Source organism: Paractinoplanes durhamensis (assembly GCF_016862175.1).
GTDB classification, from domain to species: domain Bacteria; phylum Actinomycetota; class Actinomycetes; order Mycobacteriales; family Micromonosporaceae; genus Actinoplanes; species Actinoplanes durhamensis.
This window is the reverse complement of the sequence record NZ_BOML01000012.1, coordinates 163692-186630: the sequence shown is the minus strand read 5'-3', so window position 1 is coordinate 186630 and position 22939 is coordinate 163692. Positions and strand designations below refer to the sequence as shown.

Genomic DNA, 22939 nt, shown 5'->3' with positions numbered 1-22939 from the left:
GGTGCCCGGCCGCGGTGCGGTGCCCGGCCGCGGTGCGGTGCCCGGCCGCGGTGCGGTGCCCGGCCGCGGTGCGATGCCCGGCCGCGGTGCGACGCCCGGCCGCCGCGCGATGCGGGACCGCTGCGTGATGGTTGACAGTCAACACGTCATCAACACGTCAACATGTGAGCCTTGCGTCAATGTTGATTCAGTCAACATGCCGTGCCCGGGAGCTGGGCTGAGGTCCGGAGCGGGGGCCGGATGAGCCTGCGTGGGCGGGTACTGCTTTGTGTGGGGCTCACTCTGGGCCTTCTTGCGGTTGCCCTCGGCTATGTCATTGTTGCCGGTCGGCGTGGGGCTGCGCCGGCCGCCCCGGCCGGTGCTGTCGATCTGTCGGCGGGGGAGCGGCTGCTCTTCCGCAGCACCGCCCAGGTCAGTTACGGGCGGGTGGCGACCGTGCCGCGGGCGGCTGCTGCGGGGCCGCGGGTGGTGTCCGGTCTGTCATGTGATAGGGTCTATGCGGCGGCGGGTGCGGGGCTCTGCCTCCGGTCGGACGGGCCGCTGGCCACCTATCAGCTTGCGGTGCTCGACTCGCACCTTCGGATCAAGGACACGTATCCGCTGGTCGGGGTGCCCAACCGGGCCCGCGTGTCGCCCAGCGGGCACGTGCTGGCCTGGACGGTCTTCGTCACCGGCGACAGCTACAACGGCGGTAAGTTCTCCACCCGGGTCGGCATGCTCGACATCGCCACCGGCGAAACCGTCGACACCCTCGAGACGTATGCGGTGAGCCGGGACGGACGGGCGTACCGGAACGTCGACCTGAACTTCTGGGGTGTCACCTTCGTCGACGACCGGCACTTCTACGCGACCATGTCCACGGCCGGGCGGCGCTACCTGGTCTACGGCGACGTCGCCGCGCAGACGGTGCGGACCGTCGCGCCGAACGTCGAATGCCCCTCGCTGTCGCCGGACCGGACCCGGATCGCCTTCAAGGAGGCGATCGGCGGTGACCCGGGCAACGGCTGGCGCCTGACCGTGCTCGACCTGGCCACCCTGCGCCGCACCCCGCTCGCCGAGACGCGCAGCGTCGACGATCAGGCCGCCTGGCTCGACGACGACACGGTCATGTACGCCGTCCGGCGCGGCCCGAAAGCGTCGGACGTCTGGGCCGTCCCGGCCGCCGGCGGCGGTGCGGCCCGGCTGCTCATCCCGGACGCCGAGTCACCGGCCGCCCTCGGGAACCGGTGACGCGTATGCCCGCAGACCGCGCCGGACGGCGGCGGTGGTGCGGGCGACGTCGCCGGTGGCCAGCAGGTCGAGCAGGGCGCCGCGGAGCAGCGCCAGCACGGCGGTGCAGCGAACCGGATCGTCGTCGGCCGTCGCCAGGACGGCCAGCCAGTCGGCGACCGTGCCCTCGGCGAAACCCGCCCAGGGCCCCTGGTCGCCGTCGACGCTCCGGGCGTACGCCTCGAACCACAGCCGCAACAGCGGACGGTGCGTCGCGTCGGAAAGCCATCCCCAGACGGCCTCGGCGATGGCCGGCAGGCCCTGGTGGTCGCCGAGCGTGGACAGCAGCGCCAACTCGTCGGCGCGCGCCCGGGCCAGCAGCGCCTTGACCAGGCCTTCCTTGCTCTCGAAGAGGAACAGCAGGACCCGCGGGCTGGTGCCGATCGCGGCGGCGAGCGGGCGCAGGGTGAGATCGGAGAGGCCATGGTCCCGGACGTACGCGTAGGCCAGGGTCAACAACTCGTCGCGCCGGCCGTCGGTCATGGCGGATAGTATGCCTGACTGAAACAGTCGTTTCAGTAGGGAGGTAGGAATGATCCGGGAGTTCGGTCAGCCTGGCGACCTCGGCTGGGTGGTGCAGGCGCACGGGGAGATCTATGCGCGCGAGTACGGCTACGACCTCAGTTTCGAGCTCATGGTGGCGCGGATCGTCACGGATTGGGCCGGTGACCACGATCCGGCTCGGGCGGCGGCGTGGATCGCGGAGCTGGACGGTCGTCGCGTCGGCTCGATCTTCTGCGTGGGTGACACCGACCGCGACACGGCCGTCCTGCGGGTCCTGCTCGTCGAGCCGATCGCCCGCGGAACCGGTCTCGGCGGACGGCTCGTCGACACGTGCATCGAGTTCGCCCGCAAGGCCGGCTACCGGCGGATGACCCTGTGGACGACCGACTCGCTGGTCGCGGCGCGCAAGCTCTACCTGGGCCGGGGATTCACCCTGGCCGCGGAGGAGCCGCTGCGGCGCTTCGGGGTCGACGTGATCGGTCAGACCTACGAGCTTTCCCTGGTTGACTGACCGCATGCCGTTTGTCTCCACCGGTGAGCTGCCCTCGCCGTCGCTCGTCCGGAAGTTCGTCGACGAGACCTACGACCTGTTCAAGGGGGTCGGCGACGGGCGGCCGTCGACGCTCTACCCGGCCCTGGCGCGGGTGCCGGCCCACCTGTTCGGGCTGTGCGCGGCCGGGGTGAGCGGGCTCGCCTACGCGGCCGGCGACGCCGATCACGGGTTCGCGCTGATGAGCGTGGCGAAGCCGTTCGTGTTCGCGCTGGTCTGCGAGGCGCTCGGCGCGGGCCTGCTGCGCGAGCGGCTCGGGGTGAACGCGACCGGGCTGCCGTTCAACTCCCTGACCGCGGTCGAGCGGGGGCCGGGCGGCCGCACCAACCCGATGGTCAACTCGGGGGCGATCGGCGCGGTCAGCCTCGCGCCCGGCGCCGGCGTCGAGGAGAAGTGGCGGTTCGTGCGGGACGGGCTGTCCCGCTTCGCCGGTCGCGAGCTGACCCTCGACGAGGAGATCCACCCGTCGGTGGCGGCGGGCAACCACCGCAACCGGGCCCTGGCGAACCTGCTCTCGACGTACGGAAATCTGGGTTGTGATCCGGATGATGCGGTCGATCTCTACACCCGGCAGAGCTGCCTGCTGGTCACCGCGGAGGACCTGGCCGCGATGGGTGCGGTGCTGGCCAACGGCGGTGTCCACCCGCGCACCGGGGTCCGCCTGGTCGCGCCGGAGGTCTGCCACTACACCCTGGCGGTGATGGCGACGGCCGGTCTCTACGAGACGTCCGGCGACTGGCTGTACGAGGTGGGCGCCCCCGGCAAGAGCGGCATCGGCGGCGGCATCGTGGTGGTGTCCCCGGGCAAGGGTGCGCTGGCCGCGTTCTCGCCGCCGCTGGACGATTTCGGCAACAGCGTCCGCGGTCAGCTCGCCGCCGGTCACCTGGCCCGGCGGCTGGGCCTGACGCTGTTCGCGTCGGAACCGTCAGCCGGCTAGCGCGTCCACCAGTCGTCGCGCGGACCCGGCGAGGTTCCACCGCTCGGCCAGCGCGAGCAGAGCATCCGGGTCTTTCGGAGCCTTGGGCAGCGCGGCGTCGAAGTCGGGGAGCTTCACGTCGAGGGCGACCTTGCAGACCGGCAGGGCGACGGCCAGGTAGTCCTTGGCCGCCGCGAGCTTGGTGCGCACCCCCGGCGCGAACCCGGCGTCCGGATCGTCGAGCGCGGCCAGGATGTCGTCGATGCCGCCGTAGCGGGTGATCAGCCGGGCCGCGGTCTTCTCGCCGACCCCGGGGACGCCCGGCAGGCCGTCGCTCGGGTCGCCGCGCATGGCGGCGAAATCCGCATACCACCGGGCCGGTACGCCGTACTTCTGCTCGACCAGCGCGTTGTCGGCGTCCTCGAGCTTGGCGACGCCGCGGCCGCAGTAGAGCAGCCTGGTGCCGCGGGCGTCGTCGACCAGCTGGAACAGGTCGCGGTCACCGGAGACCACCTCGACCGGGCCGGGCTGGGTCGCGGCGAGGGTGCCGAGGACGTCATCCGCTTCGTACCCGTCGACGCCGAAAGCCGGGATCCCGATCGCGGCAAGCGCCTCGAGGAGGATGGGCACCTGCTTGGCGAGGGAGGCCGGCACCTCCTCGACGTCGCCGTGCGCGACGCGGTGCTTCTTGTACGACGGGACCAGCGCGACCCGCCACGCCGGCCGCCAGCTGTTGTCGAGTGCGCACACCAGACGGTCGGGGTGCCGGGTGCGGATCAGCTGGGCGAGCATGTCGAGGAAGCCGCGGATCGCGTTGACCGGCTCCCCGGCGGAGGTCTGCGCCGCCTTCTCCGGAATGCCGTGGAAGGCGCGGAAGTAGAGGCTGGGCGCGTCGACGGCGAGCAGCGGCGGTGTGGTCACCCGCAAACCTTAGCGGCCGGGCGGTTTCCGGTCCCGCCGGAAAGTCGGTCGTGTCGATGGCCGTCCAAAACCCAAACGATCGTTAAGATGGGGGAGTGACCGTTGACCGGATCCTGCCGACCGAAGAGGCGCACGACCTCCTCGACCTGACCCGTGAGCTGGCCACCCGTGAGCTGGCCGCCAACGCCGACGACTTCGAGCACCGCGGTGAGTTCCCTCGCGACATCCTGCGCACGCTGGGTCGTTCGGGCCTGCTCGGGTTGCCCTACCCGGAGGCCGACGGCGGCGCCGGCCAGCCGTACGAGGTCTACCTGCAGGTGCTGGAGACGCTCGCCGGGCACTGGCTGGCCATCGCCGAGGCGGTCAGCGTGCACACCCTGGCCTGCTATCCGGTCTTCGCGCACGGCACCGAGCGGCAGCGCAAGTCGCTGCCCGACATGCTCGGCGGCGAACTCCTCGGCGCCTACTGCCTGTCCGAGCCGCAGGGTGGCTCGGATGCGGCCGCGCTGACCACCCGGGCCACGCGGGACGCCACCGGCTGGGTGCTCAACGGCACCAAGGCCTGGATCACGCACGCCGGCCAGGCGGATTTCTACAACATTTTCTGCCGTACGGGTGGGGACGGCGCGAGCGGCATCTCGTGCATGCTGGCCGCGGCCGACACACCCGGCCTGCACCCGCAGAAGCCCGAGAAGACCATGGGGTTGCGCTCGTCGGCCCCGGCGCAGATCGTGCTCGACGGGATGCACGTCGACGCCGACCACCTGGTCGGCGAGGAGAACGGCGGCTTCCGGATCGCGATGGAGGCCCTCGACGCGGGCCGGCTCGGCATCGCCGCCTGCGCGGTCGGATTGGCGCAGGCCGCCGTCGACCATGCCGCGGCGTACGCGAAAGAGCGCACGCAATTCGGTAAGCCGATCGCCTCCTTCCAGGGGTTGGGTTTCCTGCTGGCCGACATGGCCACGCAGGTCTCGGCGGCGCGGGCGCTGCTGCTGTCGGCGGCCCGGCTCAAGGATGCCGGCCGGCCGTTCTCGATCGAGGCGGCCAAGGCGAAACTGTTCGCCACCGACGTGGCCATGAAGGTCACCACCGACGCCATCCAGGTGCTCGGCGGCGCCGGTTACGTCAGCGACCACCCGGTCGAGCGCTGGTTCCGCGAGGCGAAGGTGCTGCAGATCGTCGAGGGCACCAACCAGATCCAGCGCCTGGTGATCAGCCGTTCGCTGACCCGCTGACTTCCGGCCCCGGAAAATCTGGTTGGCGCGACCAGTAGGGTTGCGCCGTGGAAGAGATCGACCGGGCGATCGTGGGCGCCCTCACCGCGGACGGGCGCCTGTCGTACACCGACCTGGCCGAGAAGGTCGGCCTGAGCGTCTCGGCCGTACACCAGCGGGTGCGCCGGCTCGAGCAGCGCGGCGTGATCTCCGGCTACACGGCGCGGGTCTCCTACGAGGCGTTGCAGCTGCCGTTGACCGCGTTCGTGGCGATCCGGCCGTTCGATCCGTCGCAGCCCGACGACGCCCCGGAGCGGCTCGCCCACCTGTCCGAGATCGACTCCTGCTACTCGGTGGCGGGGGAGGACTTCTACATGCTCCTGGTCCGGGTGGCGAGCCCGGCCGACCTGGAACGCCTGCTGCAGGAGATCCGGACGGCCGCCAACGTCACGACCCGGACCACGGTCGTGCTGTCCACGCCGTACGAGAACCGGCCGCCGCGGATGCTCCCGGCGACGCCGCCGGACCCGACCTCGCAGGCCTAGCATCCTAGGACGGCTTAGCGGTGGTGCGCCGGGTCTCAGAGGAGAGCCGCCACCGCGACAGCGGCCGTCTTCAGGGCGGCCGCGAGCACGCCGACCGCGCCCACGTGCTCGCCGGCCCGTTTGAGGGCGGCCAGCACGCGATCCGCTTTCGGCTGCTTGGCGGCCAGTTCGGTCTTGGCCATCTCCACCTCGGCGCGGGCCAGGTCCGGCTCGTCGAGCGCGGCCCGGTGCGCCTCGATCAGCCGCAGCACCTCGTCGAGCTGCCCGGCGACGTCGGCGGCCCCGGCGCCGTACTGATTGGCCTGCGCGCCGTAGCCGGCCGCGAGATTGCCGGCCTCGATCCGGGCGTTGCCGCCGACCTGCATTCCGTAATTGATGTTCGACATCGCTAACCCTTTCCGGCGCCGCCGGTGACCTTGCTCATCATCGCGGTCGCCTTGGCATTCATTCCGACGGCCATGTTGTCGGCCTTGATCTGCGCATTTCCGGTGGCCATCAGGCCGAGGTTGAGGATCATGTTCTGGCGTTCGCGGATGTCCGACGAGTCGATCCCGTGCGCGCCGAAGAACTCCTCGATCGAGTCCAGCACCTTCCGTTCGATGATCTTCAGGTAGAGCTCCTTGTCGGCGGCCTGGAAATGCCGGTGATAACGGGTGTCCATGGCCATTTCGCGCGCCGAGATGGGTGCGCCGTAGTTGAACGTGCGGTCCTCGGTGATCTCGCGGCGTTCGCGGCGGGCGGTCGAGCTCAGGGTCAGCGGCCGGAACAGCTCGTTGATGACGACGAACGGGGAGCTGATCTGGCGGATCAGGGCGACCGGCAGCGCGGCCGAGATGATCCGGCCGACCTGCCGGAAGGACGGGTGCTCGCGCAGGTCGTCGACCGCGTGGTAGGCCTTGCGCATCGGCCCGAGCAGCCGGTATTCGGCCTCGGTGTAGAGCTGCTCGTCGCGGTATTTCGCGAACCGCACGAACATCGTCATCACCAGTTCGCCGCTCCAGCCGGTGATCCGCAGCGCCAGGTAGGGCCGGGCCCGGTCGTGCGGGTTGTCCCACTGCTGCCGGATGACGGTGCCGCCGACCTGCTGCCGGGGCGGGCTCAGCGGGTCGGGGAGCAGATCCGCCGCGACCGCCGGCATCGAGCCGTTGAGCAGGTCGTCGCCGGCCGCGAAGAGCCGGTCGTCGACGGTCACGCCGGGCAGGTTGAGCGAGCTGACCGCCGCGGCGACGTGGTCGTGGATCTCGGCGATGCCGAACCGCCGCACGCTCTCGCCGGGGGCCGGCTTGGTGAGGTCGGCGACGAACGACCACTCCTTCTCCTGGCCGCCGAAGCCGAGGAACGGTTCGTATCCGGGGTAGACGGTGACGTTGCCGCGGTCGCGGGCGGCGATGTCGGCGATCCGCCGGCGCATCTTCTCGGAGCGGGGCTCCGGTGCCTGGGCCGCGTCGAAGACGCTGCGGCGCAGCTTGGGCGCGAGCACGCTGTACGAGGTGCGGAGCCGTTCGATGGTGACGACGAGCCAGCCGAGCAGCAGCCCGAGCCCGAAGAGCAACCACAACGGCAGGAACAGCAGCAGGAGTACGTCGGTGATGCGCTGGCGACGGCGGGCGGCGACCGCGTACTTGAGGACGGTGGCCAGGTCGACGCCGGGGGAGGAGGCGATCGCCCGGTACGGCTGCTCGACGGTGCCGGCCAGGATGCGCCGGTTGAGCGAGCTGTCGAGTTGCACGGCCGCGCACATGTAGCGGGTGGCGTCCCGCGCGAAGTTCGGCGTCCCGCCGGGCGCGGAGTGGGCGGGCGCGGCGTGGGCGGGCGCGGCCGGTCGCTGGTACGGGGCGACCTGGGGTGTGGTGCGCGGGGCGGTGGTGATCGGCATGGTGGCCGGCGCCGCGTGGGTGCGGGTCGCGGTCACGGCTCCGGTCGTCGGCGGCGCGATCAGCCGGGGGCGCCGGCAGTGGGCGCAGACGAGGAAGTTCGTGGCGTTGTCACCGCCGCAGTAGGTGCAGAGCATGCGAGGTCATCTCCCCTGGGAATGGCACCAGGTCGTGGCCTGGCGCATTTGTCCGGACCCGCGGCCGGCTTCGTCGGTGTGGTGCTGGCCGCCAGGGTCACGGCCGGCTTCGTCGGCGTGGTGCCGGCCGACGGTGCCACCGTCGGCGTGGCGTGCTCGGCGATCAGGTGGAAGGTCTGCAAGGTGCCGCCGAGGACCAGGGCGAACAGCCCGGCGGCGAGGGCGATGCCGGTGGCGTCGGCCCAGTGGGCCGGGGCGGGGCGGCGGCTGCGGTCGGCGGCCATCAGTCGAGGTATTCGAGGGGTACGGATTTGTAGCCGGTGGCCTGCGCCGGGATGAGCAGCTCGTCGGCCTGGGCGGAGGCGACCAGCGAGTTGAGCATGCTGTGCAGCGCGGTGGAGAGCGCTTCGTCCTGCCCGGAGCTGCCGTCGGCGACGAACGCCGCCTTGGTGGCGATCCGGCCGAGGACCTCCTCCGGGGCGGCGCCGAAGCCGTACGTGACGACGTGCGGCCGGCGGCGGCGGCCCTTGTCGACCAGGGAGCGGAAGGCGCTCTCCCAGTCGGCGTCGGTGGGGGCGCCGTCGGTCAGGAAGAACATGATCGGGCGCAGGACGGCCTTGCCCTGGGCGGTGAGGGCGGGCAGATCGATGTCGATGCGGTCGCGGACGAGGTCGAACGCGGCGCCGTAGTTGGTCATGCCGTCGCAGGCGACCTCGGGCATGCCCGGCACGTACTCCATGTCGGTCATCTCGATGACGACCCATGGCTGGGTGGAGAACGCGATGATCGACATGTGCGCGAACTCGGAGACCCGGGGGCTGTTGGCGAGCGTACTGTGCAGCTTCTTCAGGGTTTGGTTGAGCACCTGCTCGTGCTGCGACATCGAGGTCGACACGTCGATGACGAGGTAGGTGGGCAGGCACTTCTGCCGCATGTGGTGCATGCCGTCGGTCATCTGTGGGGCTCCGTTTCGAGTTCTCAGTTCGCGGCCAGCAGGATGGCCATGACGATCAGGGCGAGCAGGGCGACGACCACGGCCGCCGCCCACCGGCCGCTGTGGTCGGCGGTGGGCCGGACCGGGGTGGCCGGTTTGCCGGGCCTGGCGGGCGAGGTGGCGGCCGTCGCGTGCACGGGCTGCGTCGGGACGGCGGCGACGGCCGGGCGGGGCGGCAGCGGCATCCGGTCGACCGGCATGCGCAGGTACGGGCGGCCGTCGAGCACGGCCAGCAGGGTGGCCGCGGCCGGGCGCTGGGCCGGGGTGGTGGCCAGCAGGCTGTCGCGCAGGATCTCGGTGAGGGCCGGGTCGCTCAGGTCGCCGAGGGCGTGCAGCACGTGCACGACCGCGCGCTCGCCGGTGAGGAGCCGGGCGACCAGCAGCGCGACCCGGTAACGGTCGGTGGTGATGTCGGCCGGGCTGCTGCGCGGGGTGTGCGGGTCCTCCCAGTTGGGCTGGAAGATGTTGGTCATCCGGTGCCGCCCGCAGCCGTCGACGTCGATGACGTACGCGCTGTGGTCGGTGGTGCTGTAGAAGGCGTTCGAGTAGGACCAGTCGGAGTAGACGAGGCCGTAGCGGCCGAGCAGGGCGCAGACGGCGACCAGGTCGTGGCCGACGCGCAGCCGCTCCCTGTAGGTGGGTGGGGCGAGCCCGCGCCGGGTGAACGACGCGGCCGGCCGGGCCAGCCAGTCGATCTCGAGGTAGCGCTCGGTGTCGTCCGGCGGCCGGGTGGCCCGGAACTTCGCCGGTGCCTGCGGCAGGATGCAGCCGATCGTCTTGCCGCCGTCGACGACCGCCGCGACCGGCCAGGACATCGCCGCGGCGACCAGGTCGCGGTCGGCCGGCGGCATGGTCGCGGGCAGCGCGATCAGCCAGTCGAGGCACGTGGCGGCGTCGGTGTCGGCGGGTTTGTGGTAGAGCTTCACTAGCCAGCCGTCGTGGCCCGGCACCGGGTGGATGCCGGTGCTCTGCCCGGCGCCGAGGCTGATCGAGGCGGCGAGCGGGCCGAGGGTGGCGAGGTCGACGGCGGCCGGCAGCGGCCACGTGACGGGCGCGCTCATCGGCCGGCCCAGATCGCGACGGCGGTGCGGTCGTCCTGGAATCCGCGGGCGTCGTAGCCGACGTCGTTGAGGAAGGCGCCGAGCGGCGGCGGGGCCGTCCACTGCCGGGCGAAGTAGGTGTTGGCCTCGGACATCATCGTCCAGGCGTCGCCGATGCCGTCGCTGACCAGGGCGAGCACCGCGACCGCCGGGAACCGGTAGAGCTTGCGTTCGGCCCGGTCGGGGTGCAGCGGTAGGCAGGCGTTGACGGCGTTGGAGGAGATGCCGCCCTCGTCCTGTTTGAGGTCGCCGGCGAACGGCTCCCAGCGGTCGCCGCGCAGCTGCCAGGCGGACACGTCGCCGATCCAGGTGAACCAGCAGTTGCGGCCGTGCTCGCCGGCCCGGGTGTCGATGACCGCGGCGATCAGCACGGCGCACACGTCCTGCGGGGTGAGGCCGCGCTGGGCGGCTTCGTCGGTCATCCGCTCGGCGACGCCGTGCAGGAGCCGGCCGGGGTCGAGGGCGGCCGGGTCGGGGTGCCGGTCGAGGGCGCGGCCGATCAGGTCGACGGCGGCCTCGGCGGCGGTGGCGGCGCCGAGGTCGGAGCGTTTGCTGCTGGACAGCCCGTCGGCGACGGCGGCGATCAGGTAGCGGCCGCTGGGGTCACGGCCGAGGGCGTAGGCGTCCTGGCGGGCGACGGCCGGTTCCTCGCAGCGGTGGCCGGGGCCGAGCAGCGACGCGGCGCGGACGGTGAGGTCGCCGAGCCCGGCCTCGTCGGCGGCGACGCCGGACTGCGCGACCGGCTTCGGCAGCAACCAGGGCAGGGCGTGCGCGCGGGAGGGCCGCTGGCCGAACAGTGGGGGAGCGGGGTAGGTGGTCTCCCTGGTGAGCGTGGCGACGGCGCCGTCCGCGGCCGGTTTCGGCATCGGGCGTGGTGGCGCGACCGGGGGTGCCGGAACGTATTGCGGGTGGACGACGGCGGGCTGCGGCGCGGCGGCCGGGCGGCGGCGCCGCGCTGCCCAGGGGCCGATCAGCTCGGTCTGCAGCGCAATGCCGCCGGCCAGGATCGCCAGCGTCCCGGCGACGGTGATGAGAGGTTCATTCGCGAATAGCTGCAATTCCAGAAATCCGCCCAGAAGGACGGCGAAGATCGCCGCCACACGATCCGCACGAGGCGCCATGGCGTGGACGCTAGCAGGCAGTCACGTCCACCGTTCGTACGATTTTGATTCGGCTATTCGACAGTGTCGGAAACCATTCTTGATCAACTGGCGGCGACCAGCGAAAAGAGATCAGCGATCGCTTTACGATGGGCAATCATCCGCAATGGAACCTTTTCGCGAAACTGCATTGAGGTAGTGCTTTCCCCCATCACAACTGTCCGAAATACCGATGGTCCGCGCCCACAATCTGCGGCAATCACGGACGGAGAAGAACCTTTCCCATATTCGCCCGGGACTCGATGATGCGATGGGCTGCGGCCGCCTCGGCGAGCGGGAGCTCGGCGTCGACGACCGGCCGCAGCCGCCCGGCCCGGGCGAGTTCCCACAGCTCGTCACCGTGTTGCCGGTAGCGGTCGGGCCGGCTCGCGGCGAACCGGGACACCGTGAACCCGGTGATCGTCCGGCTGCCGGCCAGCAGCTCATGGGCGTCGACCGTGCCACCGCCGGACAAGCCCGGCCGGAACGGTGACCACCTCCGCGTAGGACCCGGTGAACGACAGCCCGGTGACCCGCTCGCCGAGCTCGAACTCGGGCGCGGGCCCGGGACCGAGGCCGATCGCGATCACCTCGCCGGCGATCTCGCCGCCGATCGGTGCCGGCAACGCGGTGTCAGCGTGGCAGGTCGGCGCGGGCGCACTCGGCGATGTAGGGCAGGGCGAACTCGGTGCGCCCGACCAGCTGGGGGTGGGTGGCGGCCAGGCGGCGGACCTCGTTGAGGACGGCGGCCCGCTCGACCGGTGACAGGAGAATGATGGCGCTGCGCGAGGCGACCATGTCGATGAGGCGGTCGGGGCCGAGGGTCTCGACCCACTCGAAGTGCGCCACCTCGATCGGGCCGAACGGCGCGCCGACCACCGTGGACCGGTCGAGTTCCTGGTTGCCGATGATCTCGCCGACCCGGCGGACCCAGTCGGTGCGTTCGTCGCGCAGGTTCCAGATCAGGCCGAGGCGGCCGCCGGGGGCGAGGACCCGGGCGATCTCCGGCGCGGCCCGCTCCGGGTCGACCCAGTGCCAGGCCTGCGCGACCAGCACGACGTCGGCGGAGTCGTCGGGCAGCGGGATGTCCTCGGCGGAGCCGCGCACGGCCGGCACCCCGGGCACAGCCCGGGCCAGCTCGTCGAGCATGCCCGGCGACGGCTCGACGGCGGTGACCGGCAGTCCGCGGTCGCGGATCTGGCGGGTGAGTTTCCCGGTGCCGGCGCCCAGGTCGACGACCCGGGGCAGGCCGGCGGGCAGGAGCCAGTCGAGGGCGGCGGACGGATAGCCGGGCCGGCCCCGTTCGTAGGCGGCGGCAGCGGATCCGAACGAGTTGGCGTGATCGTTCACGACAAAGATCTTATATCGCAGTATCCTAGGACGCTCTGCGGGGAGTGGCTTCGGTAACTGTTTCGAGCCGGAGCCCCGAGGGAACCACCCTGTCAGGCAACGACCACCTGGAGGGTTGACGAATGAGCTTCACTGACAAGGTCAAGAACGAGGCCGACGAGCTGTCCGGCAAGGCGAAGCAGGCCGTGGGCCGCGCCACCGACAACGAGAGCCTGGTGGCCAAGGGTGAGGCGCAGGAGACCGGCGCGCAGGCCCGTAAGGCGGCCGAGCACGTGAAGGACGCCGGCAAGGATGTCCGCGACGCCTTCAAGTAGGACTGAGCAGTAGATACGGAAGAAAGGGCCCCGGGCAACCGGGGCCCTTTCTTCACCCCCGGGGATTCAGCCTTCGTCGGCGACCTGCTTGCGCCACCAGTCCTGCCCGGACTCGGGCAGGGTGTCGATCGGGTCGTAGTAGGCGTGCAGTTTGGACAGCGCCTCGGCGTCGTCCTTCTCGATGGACGTGCGGTAGTTCTTGGTCCAGTAGGAGATGCCGTGCTCCCGGTCGTACTCGGTGAGCATGTGCACCCAGCGCTTGCCGACGAACGGCACGTCGCAGACGATCCGCGGGGTGGCGTAGCCGGGCAGGTAGCCCATCAGGTCGTGCTGCAGTTGCTGGGCGTGCCAGACCGGGACCCGCCAGTGCTCGGCGTTGGGGATCATGTCGCACATGTAGAAGTAGTACGGCAGGATGCCGGCCTCGCCCTGCATCCCGAAGCACAGGTCGAGCAGGTCGGCCGTGGTGGCGTTGACGCCCCGCATGAGGACGCCCTGGTTGCGGACGTCCCGGACGCCGACCTCCAGCAACGTGCGGACGGCCTTGGCGACGAGCGGGGTCAGCGAGTTCATGTGGTTGACGTGGGTGTGCACGGCGAGGTTGACGCCGCGCCGCTGGGCGGTGATGGCGACCCGCTGCATGCCCTCGACGACGTCGTCCTGCAGCCAGTGCTGGGGGAGACCCATCAGGGCTTTGGTGGCGAGCCGGACGTCGCGCACGGTGGGCACGGACAGAAGGCCCATGAGGTACGCCTCGAGCTGTTTCCACGGCACGTTGGCGACGTCCCCGCCGGAGACGACCACGTCGCGGACGCCCGGGTGGGCCTTCAGGTAGGCGAGGTGCGCGTCGTAGCGGTCGACCGGCTTGAGCGACAGTTTGAGCTTGTCGACGGTGGGGGTGCTGTTGCCGACCAGGTCCATCCGGGTGCAGTGCCCGCAGTACTGCGGGCAGGTGGAGAGCAGCTCGGCGAGGACCTTGGTGGGGTAGCGGTGGGTGAGCCCCTCGGCGACCCACATGTCGTGCTCGTGCAGGGAGTCGCGGCTGGCGTGCGGGTGTGACGGCCAGTCGAGGTCACGGTCGGTGGCGACCGGGATCATGTAGCGGCGGACCGGGTCGTTGTAGAACGACTCCGTGTCGGGGGTGCGGTCGGGCACCATGGTGTTGAGCATCTGCGGCGGGATCAGCATCGACATGGTGGCCAGGCGCTGCTGGTCGGCGTCCAGGTCGGCGTAGAACGTCTCGTCGAGCAGGTCGCCCATGACCGTACGCAACTGCTTGATGTTCTTGACGCAGTTGACCCGCTGCCACTGGGCGGACTCCCACTGGGCGGCGGTGACGGTCCGCCAGCCGGGGAAGCGGGTCCAGTCGGGCTCGACCAGGGGGCGGCGCTGGTACTCATAGGGCTGGCCGGCGGGTGCGGTCATCGATGCCTCCCTGGTTTGCGTCATTGCGGACCGGGCTCCAACGTACTGGATATTTTTTCGTCTAGAAACCTCGTGTCCGTAGGATTTACGGTGTAGCAACGTTCTGAGCGCCTTGATTTCTTGGTGAGGGTGGGGTTCATGTCAGCTTCTGTGGGTCTGCGGCGGGTGCTCGAGCCGGCCGGTGTGCTGCCGCAGGCGGCGTGGCGGCTCGATGCGAGCCCGGAGATCGCGGCCGACGAGGTGCGGATCGCGGTGAAGCGGCTGAACCTGGACGCGGCGAGCTTCCGGCAGCTGTCGGAGAAGCACGGCGGGGACGGTGCGGCGGTGCGCGCGGAGGTCCTGGAGATCGTCGGGACGCGCGGCAAGATGCACAATCCGGTCACCGGGTCGGGCGGCATGCTGATCGGGGTGGTCGAGGAGGCCGGCTCGGAGTCGCCGCTGGGCCTCAAGCCGGGGGACCGGGTCGCCACGCTGGTGTCGCTGACCCTGACCCCGCTGCGGATCACCGACGCCCTGGCGGGCTGGGACGGAAAATCCGAGCAAATTCCGGCGGAGGGTACGGCGATCCTGTTCGGCCGTTCCGTGGTCGGGGTGCTCCCCGACGATCTGGCACCGGAGCTGGCCCTTGCCGTCTACGACGTGTGCGGCGCCCCGGCGCTGACCGACCGGATCGTCCGCGAGTACGAGCGGGATGTGACGGTCACCGTGCTCGGCGGCGCCGGCAAGAGCGGCTCGCTGTCCCTCGCCGCGGCCCGGCTGGCCGGGGCGCGCACCACCGCGATCGTCCGGGACGAGGCGGAGGCGGCGTCGGTCCGCGAGGCCGGCCTGGCCGATGCGGTGGCGATCGCCGACGCCCGCAACCCGGTCGCGGTGGCCGAGGCGGTCGGCGACCCGGCGACGATCACGGTGGTCTGCGTGGACGTGCCGGGCTGCGAGCACGGCGCGATCCTGGCGACCGCGCCCGGCGGCACGGTCATCTTCTTCTCGATGGCGACCAGCTTCCCGGCGGCCGCGCTCGGCGCCGAGGGGCTGGCCGCCGACGTGACGATGATCATCGGGAACGGTTACGTGCCCGGTCACGCCGAGTTCGCCGTCGATCTGCTCCGTCGTGTCCCGGCGGTCCGGCGGCTGTTCGAGGCACGGATCGCGGGACACTGACCCCTATGACAGACCACCCCTCGGTTCTTTACGGAAACGGCCGCTTCTACTCCGCCGCCGACCCGCGGGCCACCGCCATGCTGGTCCGCGACGGCAAGATCGCCTGGCTCGGGCAGACCGGTGACGCGCCGGCCGCCGACCAGCGCGTCGACCTGGAGAACGCCCTGGTCACGCCCGCGTTCGTGGATGCGCATGTGCACGCCACCGACACCGGCCTGGCGTTCGACGGCCTGGACCTGTCCGCGGTCCGCTCGCCGGGCGAGCTGCTCGACCGGGTGGCCGCGTTCGCCGCGACCCGCCCGGCCGGCGGGGTGGTGCACGGGCACGGCTGGGACGAGTCGACCTGGGCGGACCAGACGCCGCCGACGGCGGCGGAGCTGGAGAATGCGGCCGGCGGCCGCCGCGCCTACCTGTCGCAGGCATCGGTCCACTCGGCCCTGGCGTCGACCTCACTCCTGGGTGCTGCCGAGGGAGTTGCCGGGTACGACGCGTCCGGCTGGGTGCGGGAGCAGGCCCACCATGCGGTACGGGCGGTGGCGCTGGGCAGCCTGACCCCGGAACAGCGGACCGCGGCGCAGCGCACGGCGTTGACCAAGGCGGCGTCGATGGGGATCGCCGCGGTGCACGAATGCGCCGGCCCCGGCACCTCCAGCGAGGAGGACCTGCGGTCGGTGCTCGCGCTGTCCGGGCAGGGCCTGCCGCTGGTCTACGGCTACTGGGGTGAGCTGGGCGGCGCCGAGCGGGCCCGGGACCTGGGGGCGGTCGGCGCGGCCGGCGACCTGTACGCCGACGGCGCCCTCGGTTCGCGGACGGCGTCGGTGCGGCACGCCTACCACGACGGCGACCACGGTGTCGGGGAGGCGTTCGTGACCGCCGAGCAGGCCGCCGAGCACCTCCTGCAGTGCATGCGGGTGGGCGTGCAGGGCGGTTTCCACGCGATCGGCGACGCCGCGATCGAGGCGGTCCTGGAGGGTTTCGCGATCGCCGCGAAGACCGTCGGGGTGGACGAGATCCGGGCGGCCGGGCACCGGGTCGAGCACGTCGAGCTGATCGACAAGCCGATGATCGCCCGGATGGTGGAGTTCGACGTGACCGCGTCGGTGCAGCCGGTCTTCGACGCCCTGTGGGGCGGCACCGACCGGATGTACGCGCAGCGCCTCGGCGTGGAGCGGGCCCTGGCCAGCAACCCGATCGGCGCGATGCACGCGGTCGGGGTGCCCCTGGCGTTCGGCTCCGATTCGCCGGTGACGGCGCTCGACCCGTGGGCGGTGGTGGCGGCCGCGGCCGCCCCGCGCAACCCGGTCTACCGGATGACGGTGCGGGCCGCGTTCGCCGCGTCCACGCGTGGTGGCTGGCGGGCGGCCCGGGTCGACGGGGCCGGGGTGCTGGCGCCGGGCGCGCAGGCCACGTTCGCGGTGTGGGACACCCCCGGCGGTGTCGACGGGGGCCTGCCGGCGTTGCTGGCCGACCTCGACGGTGTGGTCCCGGCCCGGCCGGTGTGCCGGCGCACGGTCGTGTCCGGCGAAACGATCTTCGAGGCGTAGAGGAGTGCGAGGGTGACCGGGAAGCTGAATCTGGATCCCCAGGTCGTGGCGAAGGCGCGGCGGCTGGCCGCCCGGGCCGGGCAGCCCGTCGTCGACCTGGCCCGGTCACACACGACGGTGTCGGTGGAGCGGGCCGTGCTGCGCCTGGCCGGTGTGCACGGCGCCGACTCCGACGGCATCCCCTGGGTGAACCGGCTGGTCGACGCGGTCCGCGCCGACGTCGGGCTGGGGCACGGGGTGGCGGTGCCGGTGTTCCACGCGATGCGGGCCACCGGCGTCGACGACATCACCGTCCTCGCCCAGAAGGCGGCGGCGGGGGCGGTGCGGTTCGGCGTACCGGAAAAGAAGGCGGAAGCCCAGACGGCCCGGCGGGCGGCGAAAAGGGCGACCGGCGACGGCCTCAAGGTTGTCGACCGGCGCCGCGCCGAGCGGGACCGGCTGATCAAGCGGTACGGGGATCCGAAGCAGCGGCCGTGGATCTATCTGATCGTCGCGACCGGCGACATCTACGAGGACATCCCGCAGGCGCAGGCCGCCGCCCGGGCCGGCGCCGACGTGATCGCGGTGATCCGGTCGACCGGCCAGTCGCTGCTGGATTTCGTGCCGGAGGGCGCCACCCGGGAGGGTTTCGCCGGCACGTACGCCACCCAGGAGAACTTCCGGCTGATGCGGGCGGCGCTCGACGAGACGTCGAAGGAGCTGGGCCGCTACGTGCGGCTCACGAACTACGCGTCCGGGTTGTGCATGCCGGAGATCGCCGCGCTGGCCGGCATGGAACGCCTCGACATGATGCTCAACGACTCGATGTACGGCATCCTGTTCCGCGACATCAACCCGATCCGCACCTTCGTCGACCAGCGCTTCAGCCGTCAGGTCCACGCCCGCGCCGGCATCATCATCAACACCGGCGAGGACAACTACCTGACCACCGCGGACGCGGTCGAGGCCGCCCACACGGTGACGGTGTCGCAGCTGCTCAACGAGTTCTTCGCGCACGAGGCGGGCTTGGCGAACTGGCAGCTGGGCCTGGGCCACGCCTTCGAGATCAACCCGGAGCTGCCGGAGTCGTTCCGCCTGGAGCTGGCACACGCCCTGCTGGCCCGCGAGCTGTTCCCGGACGCGCCGCTGAAGTGGATGCCGCCGACCAAGCACATGACCGGCGACGTGTTCCGCGGCAACCTCCTGGACGGTTTCTTCAACCTGGTGGGTGCGCTCACGGGCCAGGGCATCCTGCTGGTCGGCATGATGACCGAGGCCGTGGTGACGCCGTGGTTGTCGGACCGCGACATCGCCCTGCAGAACGTCCGCTACGTGCTGACCGGAGCAGGAAACCTGCACGAGGACTTCGTCCCCGCCCCCGGCGGTTTCATCCAGCAGCGAGGCCACCAGGTCCTGGCCGAGGCGGTGGATCTGCTGGCGAAGATCGTCGACGACACCCTGCTCGACGCGATCGCCGACGGCACCTTCGGCATCATGAAACGCCCCGCGAACCGGGGAAAGGGCCTCGACGGCGTAGCAAAGCACGACGACGACTACTTCAACCCGGTGACCGAGGCCCTGGAGTCCCGTTGAAGACAGCCTGGAGGCAGTTTCTGCGCTTTACTTGCACGAAAGAGCGGGTAAGGCGCATGGAGGCACTCAGTGCTGCGTAGTTTTCGAGTCAGCAATCATCGTTCGCTGCGCGAGGAGCAGACCCTTCTGCTGATGCCGCAGTACGAGGCGCGGGGCACTGTCGTGCCGGTGACCGCGGTGTTCGGAGCCAATGCCTCCGGCAAGTCCAACATTCTCGACGCTCTCTCCTGGATGCGGTCGGCGGTGCTCGACTCGTTCCGGGTGTGGGAAGCCGGCTCCGGTGTCCCGCGCGTTCCCTACCGGCTCGGCGGAGCCGAGGGCGAACCGTCGGCCTTTGCCGTCGACCTGATCCTCGACGGTGTCCAGTGGGCTTACGGGTTCGAGGTGACGAGCGAGTCGGTCCAGCAGGAGTGGCTGCATACCTACCCGCACGGACGGAAACGAGTCATCTTCGAGCGCGAGGGCCAGAAGATCGAACTGGGTTCCACGGTGCCCGAACGACGCAGTCGCGCCGAGGTGCTCCGTGGCCTCCTCCGTGACAATGCGTTGTTGCTGAGCACCGCCGTGCAGCTGAACCAGGCGGAAGCCGACCCGGTCTACCGATGGTTCCGGCGTGGCCTGATCCTGCCCGGCATCGTGCAAGCGGCCGGTAGCCGTCTGGTCCGGCTGCCGTTCATCGTTGCGGCCGCGGTCGCACACCATCCCGACATGGTCAACATGATCAAGGCGGCCGGCCTCGGCATCACCGGCGTGACCGTGGTCGAACCCGAACCGGGATCAGGCCGAATGTCGCCGGAGGTGAAGTTCCTGCACGGACCGGAAGGTGTTGCCCTCGACCTGGCCGACGAGTCCGACGGCACGCTCGCGTGGGCCGAGTTGGCGGCCCTGGCCCTCGACGCCATCAACGGCGGAGCGGTACTGGTGATCGACGAGATCGACGCCAGCCTCCACCCGCGGCTGACCGTGCGGCTGTTCGAACTCTTCCGGCATCCCGAGATCAACACCTCCGGCGCTCAACTGCTGTTCACCACCCACGATGCGGCCCTGCTCGGAACCAACCTCAACGAGGAGGTTCTCGAGCGGGACGAGATCTGGTTCGTGGAGAAACGTGACGGCGCGTCAACCCTGTTCGCTCTCACCGACTTCCATCCGCGCAAGGGCGAGAACCGGGAACGCCGGTACCTGGCCGGCAGCTACGGCGCGGTGCCGGTCGTCTACGAGGACACCATGGTCGATCAGATCCTGGAGAGAAGACTCGATGACGCCGCCTGAACCGCCCCGTCGCCGTGCCGGGATCCCCCGTCAGCGCAAACGAACAGCTCTGATCGTGATCGACGCGGAACGCACCGAGACCGCCTATCTCAAAGGTCTGCGCGACCACTTCACCGCCATGGCGGTGAATATCGTCGAGAAGCCCGGCGCGCCTGACCAACTTGTCAAACACACCCGTCAGCTCGCTGCCCGAGCCGACTACGACGAGGTGTGGTGCATGACCGACGTCGACCACTACGAACGCGAAGGCGGCAAGGTGACGGCCGCTCTCGCTGTTGCCAAGAAGTCCGGCATCAACGTCGCGGTCTCCGACCCGTGCTTCGAACTCTGGTTGCTCCTGCACCACGAGGAATGCACCGCGCACTGCGCCGACTGCGGTGCCGTCGAACGCAAACTCCGCAAACGCCTGTCCGCCTACGACAAGGCACGCCTGAGTTTCCGGGACTTCGCCGGCGGCCTCGACCGGGCGATCGAACGGGCCCGGAAGCTCGAACCCGGCCGTAACCCGTCCACCGGGGTGTGGCGGCTGGTCAACGCTGTACTGGAGAGAGAATGACGATCATCCGGCCCTATGGGGACACCACCGGCGACGGGATGGTGCAGCTGTCGTTCACGCTGCCGGTCGCGCATGACAAGCGGGCCGAAGGGGCCGCTCTTCAGCTTGCCGCCAAGATGGGGATGGACCCGGCGATGCTCGTGCACGCCAAGCAGATGGGGGACGGGTTCACCTTCTTCGTCGTCTACGGGAAGGTCAACCACCTCGTCGACACCGCGAAGGTGCAGATCGTCGAGCGGGACTTTCCGCTGCTCAGCGCGAAAGAGGTCAACGCCGTGATCAAGCGGCGGCTGCGGCGGCGGCTCAACGTCGTGGGGGCCTGCATCGGCACCGACGCGCACACCGTCGGGATCGACGCCATCCTCAACCTCAAGGGCATCGCGGGGGAGAAGGGCCTGGAGTACTACCGGGAGCTCTCGGTCACCAACATGGGTGCGCAGGTGTCGGTGCCCGACCTGGTGGAGACCGCGCGGGCGCAGAAGGCCGACGCCGTCCTCGTCTCCCAGGTCGTCACCCAGCGCGACGCCCACCTGCAGAACACCCGGGCCATGTCGGCGGCGTTCCGGGAGGCGCTGCCGGCCGGCAAACGGCCGCTGCTGATCGTCGGCGGCCCCCGGTTCGACGAGCTGATGGCCGACGAGCTGGGCGTCGACCGGATCTTCACCCGCGGCACCACCCCGCGCGAGGTGGCCTCCTACCTCGTGCACGCCATCGTCGGAAGCGAGAGTTCGAATTGATCACCGTGACGCACCGTCGCTACGTGCCGTACTCGCATGCCCACTACGCCGGCAACCTCGTCGACGGCGCCTACTCGCTCGGCCTGTTCGGTGACGTCGCCACCGAGGTGTGCATGCAGCTCGACGGCGACGAAGGGCTTTTCGCCTCCTACGACGACGTCCAGTTCAAGGCGCCCGTGCAGGCCGGCGACGTCCTGGAGATCACCGCGACCGTGGTGAAGATGGGCACCCGCTCCCGCAAGATCGCATTCGCGTCGACGGTGGTGTGCCGGGGCAGCGGCGGCTCCTCGGCGACGGTCCTCGCCGAGCCGATCGTCGCGGTCACCGCCACCGGCACGGTCGTCGTCCCGCCCAAGGCGTGACCGCCTGCACCGAGCGGCACCCAGCGGCACCGAAGAACGGCGTCGCAGGCGAGGGCCAGAAGGGCATGCACAAGGAAGGCACAGCATGACCGCAGCCGTCTGCGTCGATGTCGGCTCCACCTACACCAAGGCCGCCCGCATCGACCTCACCAGCGGGGAGATGACCGGCCGGGCCGAGGTTCCGACAACTTCCGCGAGCGACGTCCTGGCCGGCCTGGATGCCGCCGTCGCGGCCGTCGGCGGCTCCGCCGGGGATGAGGTGTACGTCTGCAGCAGCGCAGGCGGCGGTTTGAGGCTCGCCGTCGTCGGCTACGAGTCGCTGGTCACCGCCGAGGCCGGGCACCGGGTCGGGCTGTCGGCCGGCGCCCAGGTCGTGCACGTCGCCGCCGGCCCGCTCGACGGCGCCGCCGTGGCCGCGCTGCGGGCGGCGAAGCCGGACGTGATCCTGCTGGTCGGCGGCACCGACGGCGGTGACGCGGCGACCCTGCTGCACAACGCGCATCGCCTGGCCACCGGACGGCTGCGGGTGCCGGTGGTGGTGGCCGGCAACGCCGACGCCCGCGCCGAGGCCGCCGCCGAGCTGACCGGCCGCCGCATCCCGGTCACGGTGACCGCCAACGTCCTGCCGCGGATCGGCGTCCTCGACCCCGGCCCGGCCCGCGCCGCGATCCGCGACGTCTTCCTGCGGCACGTCATCGGCGGCAAGAAACTGTCGACGGGCGGCCGGTTCGCCGCCCTGGTCCGCTCGGCCACCCCCGACGCCGTCCTGGCCGGGGTGGAGCTGCTCGCCGACCTGACCGGTGCCGGTGTCCTGGTCGTCGACGTCGGCGGCGCCACCACCGACGTCTACTCCGCGCTCGTCCCGGACGCCGAGGCCGAGAACGGCCCGCAACGCGACGTCGCCGGTACCCTGTGGCGGTCCCGGACCGTGGAGGGTGACCTCGGCGTCGCTGTCGGTGCCGGCGGCACTGTGGCCGCCGCCACAGTCGAGAAATTGGCACTTCCGGTACCCGGAAACGGCCCGTCGGCGGAGCGTGACCGCACCCTCGCCGCCGCGGCCGCCATGATCGCCCTGCGCCGGCACGCCCGCGGTCACTCTCCGGGACCGGGGCAGCCCCGCACCGGCGGCCGCGATCTGCGCGACGTGCGCCTCGTCGTCGGCTCCGGCGGGGTACTTCGCCACGGTGGCGGCGGTTTCGTCCTCGACGCGGTGCTCGCCGACACGGCCGGCGGCTGGGCCGCGCCGACCACAGCCCGTACGGTGATCGACCGGCAGTACGTCCTCGCCGCCGCCGGCCTGCTGGCCGCCGATCATCGACACGCTGCGATCAGTTTGCTGAACACGCTGTAACCCGATCGGGTACGGGACATGACACGCCGAACAACGCGACACGCCAGAGGGCGGGGGAGGCGGTTGACAGCGTGCCGGGGGCCGGACGTACCGTCTTCGAGTCCTGAGCACGGCACGCGATCGATGTCTACTTCG

26 protein-coding genes are annotated in these 22939 nt (G+C 71.0%); 14 read left to right on the top strand and 12 right to left on the bottom strand.

Features of this window, described 5'->3' with window-relative positions; genetic code table 11:
* The first annotated feature begins 270 nt into the window (after positions 1 to 270).
* Complete coding sequence (locus tag Adu01nite_RS06735) at positions 271 to 1230, top strand: hypothetical protein (RefSeq protein ID WP_239132182.1); 960 nt, start codon at positions 271 to 273, stop codon at positions 1228 to 1230.
* On the opposite strand, the gene Adu01nite_RS06730 is transcribed toward Adu01nite_RS06735, so the two are convergent.
* On the bottom strand, positions 1204 to 1752 hold the full coding sequence (locus Adu01nite_RS06730) for a TetR/AcrR family transcriptional regulator (RefSeq protein WP_203725640.1): 549 nt from the start codon (positions 1750 to 1752) through the stop codon (positions 1204 to 1206). The two genes, Adu01nite_RS06735 and Adu01nite_RS06730, sit on opposite strands and share 27 nt — an antisense overlap.
* A 49-nt stretch (positions 1753 to 1801) precedes the next feature.
* On the opposite strand from Adu01nite_RS06730, the gene Adu01nite_RS06725 reads away from it, so the two are divergent.
* Positions 1802 to 2284, top strand: a complete 483-nt coding sequence (locus Adu01nite_RS06725) for a GNAT family N-acetyltransferase (RefSeq protein WP_203725639.1) — start codon at positions 1802 to 1804, stop codon at positions 2282 to 2284.
* A 4-nt stretch (positions 2285 to 2288) separates the two neighbouring features.
* Positions 2289 to 3260 (top strand): glutaminase A, encoded by a 972-nt coding sequence (gene glsA / locus Adu01nite_RS06720; protein WP_203725638.1) that lies wholly within the window; start codon positions 2289 to 2291, stop codon positions 3258 to 3260.
* On the opposite strand, the gene Adu01nite_RS06715 is transcribed toward glsA, so the two are convergent.
* Positions 3249 to 4160, bottom strand: a complete 912-nt coding sequence (locus tag Adu01nite_RS06715) for a 5'-3' exonuclease (RefSeq protein ID WP_239132181.1) — start codon at positions 4158 to 4160, stop codon at positions 3249 to 3251. The genes glsA and Adu01nite_RS06715 overlap by 12 nt on opposite strands.
* Before the next feature lie 95 nt (positions 4161 to 4255).
* On the opposite strand from Adu01nite_RS06715, the gene Adu01nite_RS06710 reads away from it, so the two are divergent.
* Both Adu01nite_RS06710 and Adu01nite_RS06705 read left to right on the top strand, forming a co-directional pair.
* Positions 4256 to 5395, top strand: a complete 1140-nt coding sequence (locus tag Adu01nite_RS06710) for an acyl-CoA dehydrogenase family protein (RefSeq protein WP_203725637.1) — start codon at positions 4256 to 4258, stop codon at positions 5393 to 5395.
* A gap of 47 nt (positions 5396 to 5442) precedes the next feature.
* Positions 5443 to 5919: an Lrp/AsnC family transcriptional regulator gene (locus tag Adu01nite_RS06705; protein WP_203725636.1), complete on the top strand. Its 477-nt coding sequence runs from the start codon at positions 5443 to 5445 to the stop codon at positions 5917 to 5919.
* A 35-nt stretch (positions 5920 to 5954) separates the two neighbouring features.
* Here Adu01nite_RS06705 and Adu01nite_RS06700 read toward each other — a convergent pair whose 3' ends face one another.
* The 9 genes from Adu01nite_RS06700 to Adu01nite_RS06660 all read right to left on the bottom strand — a co-directional run bounded on the left by Adu01nite_RS06700 (position 5955) and on the right by Adu01nite_RS06660 (position 12513).
* On the bottom strand, positions 5955 to 6305 hold the full coding sequence (locus Adu01nite_RS06700; protein WP_203725635.1) for a hypothetical protein: 351 nt from the start codon (positions 6303 to 6305) through the stop codon (positions 5955 to 5957).
* A 2-nt stretch (positions 6306 to 6307) separates the two neighbouring features.
* Positions 6308 to 7930 carry an AbeC-like domain-containing protein gene (locus tag Adu01nite_RS06695; RefSeq protein WP_203725634.1) on the bottom strand — a complete coding sequence of 541 codons (1623 nt, stop codon included), beginning with the start codon at positions 7928 to 7930 and terminating at the stop codon, positions 6308 to 6310.
* Positions 7855 to 8214 (bottom strand): hypothetical protein, encoded by a 360-nt coding sequence (locus tag Adu01nite_RS06690; protein ID WP_203725633.1) that lies wholly within the window; start codon positions 8212 to 8214, stop codon positions 7855 to 7857. Before Adu01nite_RS06690 ends, Adu01nite_RS06695 begins: the two co-directional genes overlap by 76 nt.
* Entirely contained in the window at positions 8214 to 8885 is a 672-nt protein-coding gene (locus Adu01nite_RS06685) for a vWA domain-containing protein (RefSeq protein WP_203725632.1), read from the bottom strand. The genes Adu01nite_RS06690 and Adu01nite_RS06685 overlap by 1 nt, the downstream gene beginning before the upstream one ends.
* Before the next feature lie 23 nt (positions 8886 to 8908).
* A complete protein-coding gene (locus tag Adu01nite_RS06680) occupies positions 8909 to 9985 on the bottom strand; it encodes a hypothetical protein (protein WP_203725631.1) in 1077 nt (358 codons plus the stop codon).
* Positions 9982 to 11145: a protein phosphatase 2C domain-containing protein gene (locus Adu01nite_RS06675; RefSeq protein WP_203725630.1), complete on the bottom strand. Its 1164-nt coding sequence runs from the start codon at positions 11143 to 11145 to the stop codon at positions 9982 to 9984. Before Adu01nite_RS06675 ends, Adu01nite_RS06680 begins: the two co-directional genes overlap by 4 nt.
* A gap of 238 nt (positions 11146 to 11383) precedes the next feature.
* Positions 11384 to 11638 (bottom strand): zinc-binding dehydrogenase, encoded by a 255-nt coding sequence (locus Adu01nite_RS06670; RefSeq protein WP_203725629.1) that lies wholly within the window; start codon positions 11636 to 11638, stop codon positions 11384 to 11386.
* A complete protein-coding gene (locus Adu01nite_RS06665; RefSeq protein WP_203725628.1) occupies positions 11607 to 11789 on the bottom strand; it encodes a hypothetical protein in 183 nt (60 codons plus the stop codon). Before Adu01nite_RS06665 ends, Adu01nite_RS06670 begins: the two co-directional genes overlap by 32 nt.
* 7 nt (positions 11790 to 11796) lie before the next feature.
* Entirely contained in the window at positions 11797 to 12513 is a 717-nt protein-coding gene (locus Adu01nite_RS06660) for a class I SAM-dependent methyltransferase (protein ID WP_203725627.1), read from the bottom strand.
* 122 nt (positions 12514 to 12635) lie between these two features.
* On the opposite strand from Adu01nite_RS06660, the gene Adu01nite_RS06655 reads away from it, so the two are divergent.
* Positions 12636 to 12827: a CsbD family protein gene (locus Adu01nite_RS06655; RefSeq protein WP_203725626.1), complete on the top strand. Its 192-nt coding sequence runs from the start codon at positions 12636 to 12638 to the stop codon at positions 12825 to 12827.
* A 66-nt stretch (positions 12828 to 12893) separates the two neighbouring features.
* On the opposite strand, the gene Adu01nite_RS06650 is transcribed toward Adu01nite_RS06655, so the two are convergent.
* Positions 12894 to 14252: a KamA family radical SAM protein gene (locus tag Adu01nite_RS06650; protein WP_203725625.1), complete on the bottom strand. Its 1359-nt coding sequence runs from the start codon at positions 14250 to 14252 to the stop codon at positions 12894 to 12896.
* 138 nt (positions 14253 to 14390) lie between these two features.
* Between Adu01nite_RS06650 and kdd the strand changes: the two genes are divergently transcribed.
* The 8 genes from kdd (at position 14391) to Adu01nite_RS06610 (ending at position 22804) form a co-directional block, all read left to right on the top strand.
* Entirely contained in the window at positions 14391 to 15410 is a 1020-nt protein-coding gene (gene kdd, locus Adu01nite_RS06645; RefSeq protein WP_203725624.1) for an L-erythro-3,5-diaminohexanoate dehydrogenase, read from the top strand.
* 5 nt (positions 15411 to 15415) lie between these two features.
* Positions 15416 to 16954, top strand: a complete 1539-nt coding sequence (locus tag Adu01nite_RS06640; protein WP_203725623.1) for an amidohydrolase — start codon at positions 15416 to 15418, stop codon at positions 16952 to 16954.
* Between the two features lie 12 nt (positions 16955 to 16966).
* Entirely contained in the window at positions 16967 to 18526 is a 1560-nt protein-coding gene (gene kamD / locus Adu01nite_RS06635) for a lysine 5,6-aminomutase subunit alpha (protein ID WP_203725622.1), read from the top strand.
* A gap of 69 nt (positions 18527 to 18595) precedes the next feature.
* Positions 18596 to 19798: an AAA family ATPase gene (locus tag Adu01nite_RS06630; protein ID WP_203725621.1), complete on the top strand. Its 1203-nt coding sequence runs from the start codon at positions 18596 to 18598 to the stop codon at positions 19796 to 19798.
* Complete coding sequence (locus Adu01nite_RS06625) at positions 19785 to 20354, top strand: RloB family protein (protein WP_203725620.1); 570 nt, start codon at positions 19785 to 19787, stop codon at positions 20352 to 20354. Before Adu01nite_RS06630 ends, Adu01nite_RS06625 begins: the two co-directional genes overlap by 14 nt.
* The gene (kamE, locus tag Adu01nite_RS06620; RefSeq protein ID WP_203725619.1) at positions 20351 to 21091 is read left to right on the top strand and encodes a lysine 5,6-aminomutase subunit beta; all 741 of its coding nucleotides are present in this window, start codon (positions 20351 to 20353) and stop codon (positions 21089 to 21091) included. Before Adu01nite_RS06625 ends, kamE begins: the two co-directional genes overlap by 4 nt.
* A complete protein-coding gene (gene kal, locus Adu01nite_RS06615; RefSeq protein ID WP_203725618.1) occupies positions 21088 to 21453 on the top strand; it encodes a 3-aminobutyryl-CoA ammonia lyase in 366 nt (121 codons plus the stop codon). The genes kamE and kal overlap by 4 nt, the downstream gene beginning before the upstream one ends.
* Before the next feature lie 85 nt (positions 21454 to 21538).
* A complete protein-coding gene (locus tag Adu01nite_RS06610; protein ID WP_203725617.1) occupies positions 21539 to 22804 on the top strand; it encodes a glutamate mutase L in 1266 nt (421 codons plus the stop codon).
* Positions 22805 to 22939: the final 135 nt, after the last annotated feature.

What these genes read in the sequence shown, in the direction of transcription:
- Adu01nite_RS06685 (WP_203725632.1), bottom strand. Translation starts at nt 8,885, where the DNA reads ATGACCGACGGCATGCACCACATGCGGCAGAAGTGCCTGCCCACCTAC.
- Adu01nite_RS06640 (WP_203725623.1), top strand. Translation starts at nt 15,416, where the DNA reads ATGACAGACCACCCCTCGGTTCTTTACGGAAACGGCCGCTTCTACTCC.
- Adu01nite_RS06680 (WP_203725631.1), bottom strand. Translation starts at nt 9,985, where the DNA reads ATGAGCGCGCCCGTCACGTGGCCGCTGCCGGCCGCCGTCGACCTCGCC.
- Adu01nite_RS06700 (WP_203725635.1), bottom strand. Translation starts at nt 6,305, where the DNA reads ATGTCGAACATCAATTACGGAATGCAGGTCGGCGGCAACGCCCGGATC.
- Adu01nite_RS06675 (WP_203725630.1), bottom strand. Translation starts at nt 11,145, where the DNA reads ATGGCGCCTCGTGCGGATCGTGTGGCGGCGATCTTCGCCGTCCTTCTG.
- Adu01nite_RS06690 (WP_203725633.1), bottom strand. Translation starts at nt 8,214, where the DNA reads ATGGCCGCCGACCGCAGCCGCCGCCCCGCCCCGGCCCACTGGGCCGAC.
- glsA (WP_203725638.1), top strand. Translation starts at nt 2,289, where the DNA reads ATGCCGTTTGTCTCCACCGGTGAGCTGCCCTCGCCGTCGCTCGTCCGG.
- kdd (WP_203725624.1), top strand. Translation starts at nt 14,391, where the DNA reads ATGTCAGCTTCTGTGGGTCTGCGGCGGGTGCTCGAGCCGGCCGGTGTG.
- Adu01nite_RS06655 (WP_203725626.1), top strand. Translation starts at nt 12,636, where the DNA reads ATGAGCTTCACTGACAAGGTCAAGAACGAGGCCGACGAGCTGTCCGGC.
- Adu01nite_RS06650 (WP_203725625.1), bottom strand. Translation starts at nt 14,252, where the DNA reads ATGACCGCACCCGCCGGCCAGCCCTATGAGTACCAGCGCCGCCCCCTG.
- Adu01nite_RS06725 (WP_203725639.1), top strand. Translation starts at nt 1,802, where the DNA reads ATGATCCGGGAGTTCGGTCAGCCTGGCGACCTCGGCTGGGTGGTGCAG.
- Adu01nite_RS06625 (WP_203725620.1), top strand. Translation starts at nt 19,785, where the DNA reads ATGACGCCGCCTGAACCGCCCCGTCGCCGTGCCGGGATCCCCCGTCAG.
- Adu01nite_RS06695 (WP_203725634.1), bottom strand. Translation starts at nt 7,930, where the DNA reads ATGCTCTGCACCTACTGCGGCGGTGACAACGCCACGAACTTCCTCGTC.
- kamE (WP_203725619.1), top strand. Translation starts at nt 20,351, where the DNA reads ATGACGATCATCCGGCCCTATGGGGACACCACCGGCGACGGGATGGTG.
- Adu01nite_RS06610 (WP_203725617.1), top strand. Translation starts at nt 21,539, where the DNA reads ATGACCGCAGCCGTCTGCGTCGATGTCGGCTCCACCTACACCAAGGCC.
- Adu01nite_RS06730 (WP_203725640.1), bottom strand. Translation starts at nt 1,752, where the DNA reads ATGACCGACGGCCGGCGCGACGAGTTGTTGACCCTGGCCTACGCGTAC.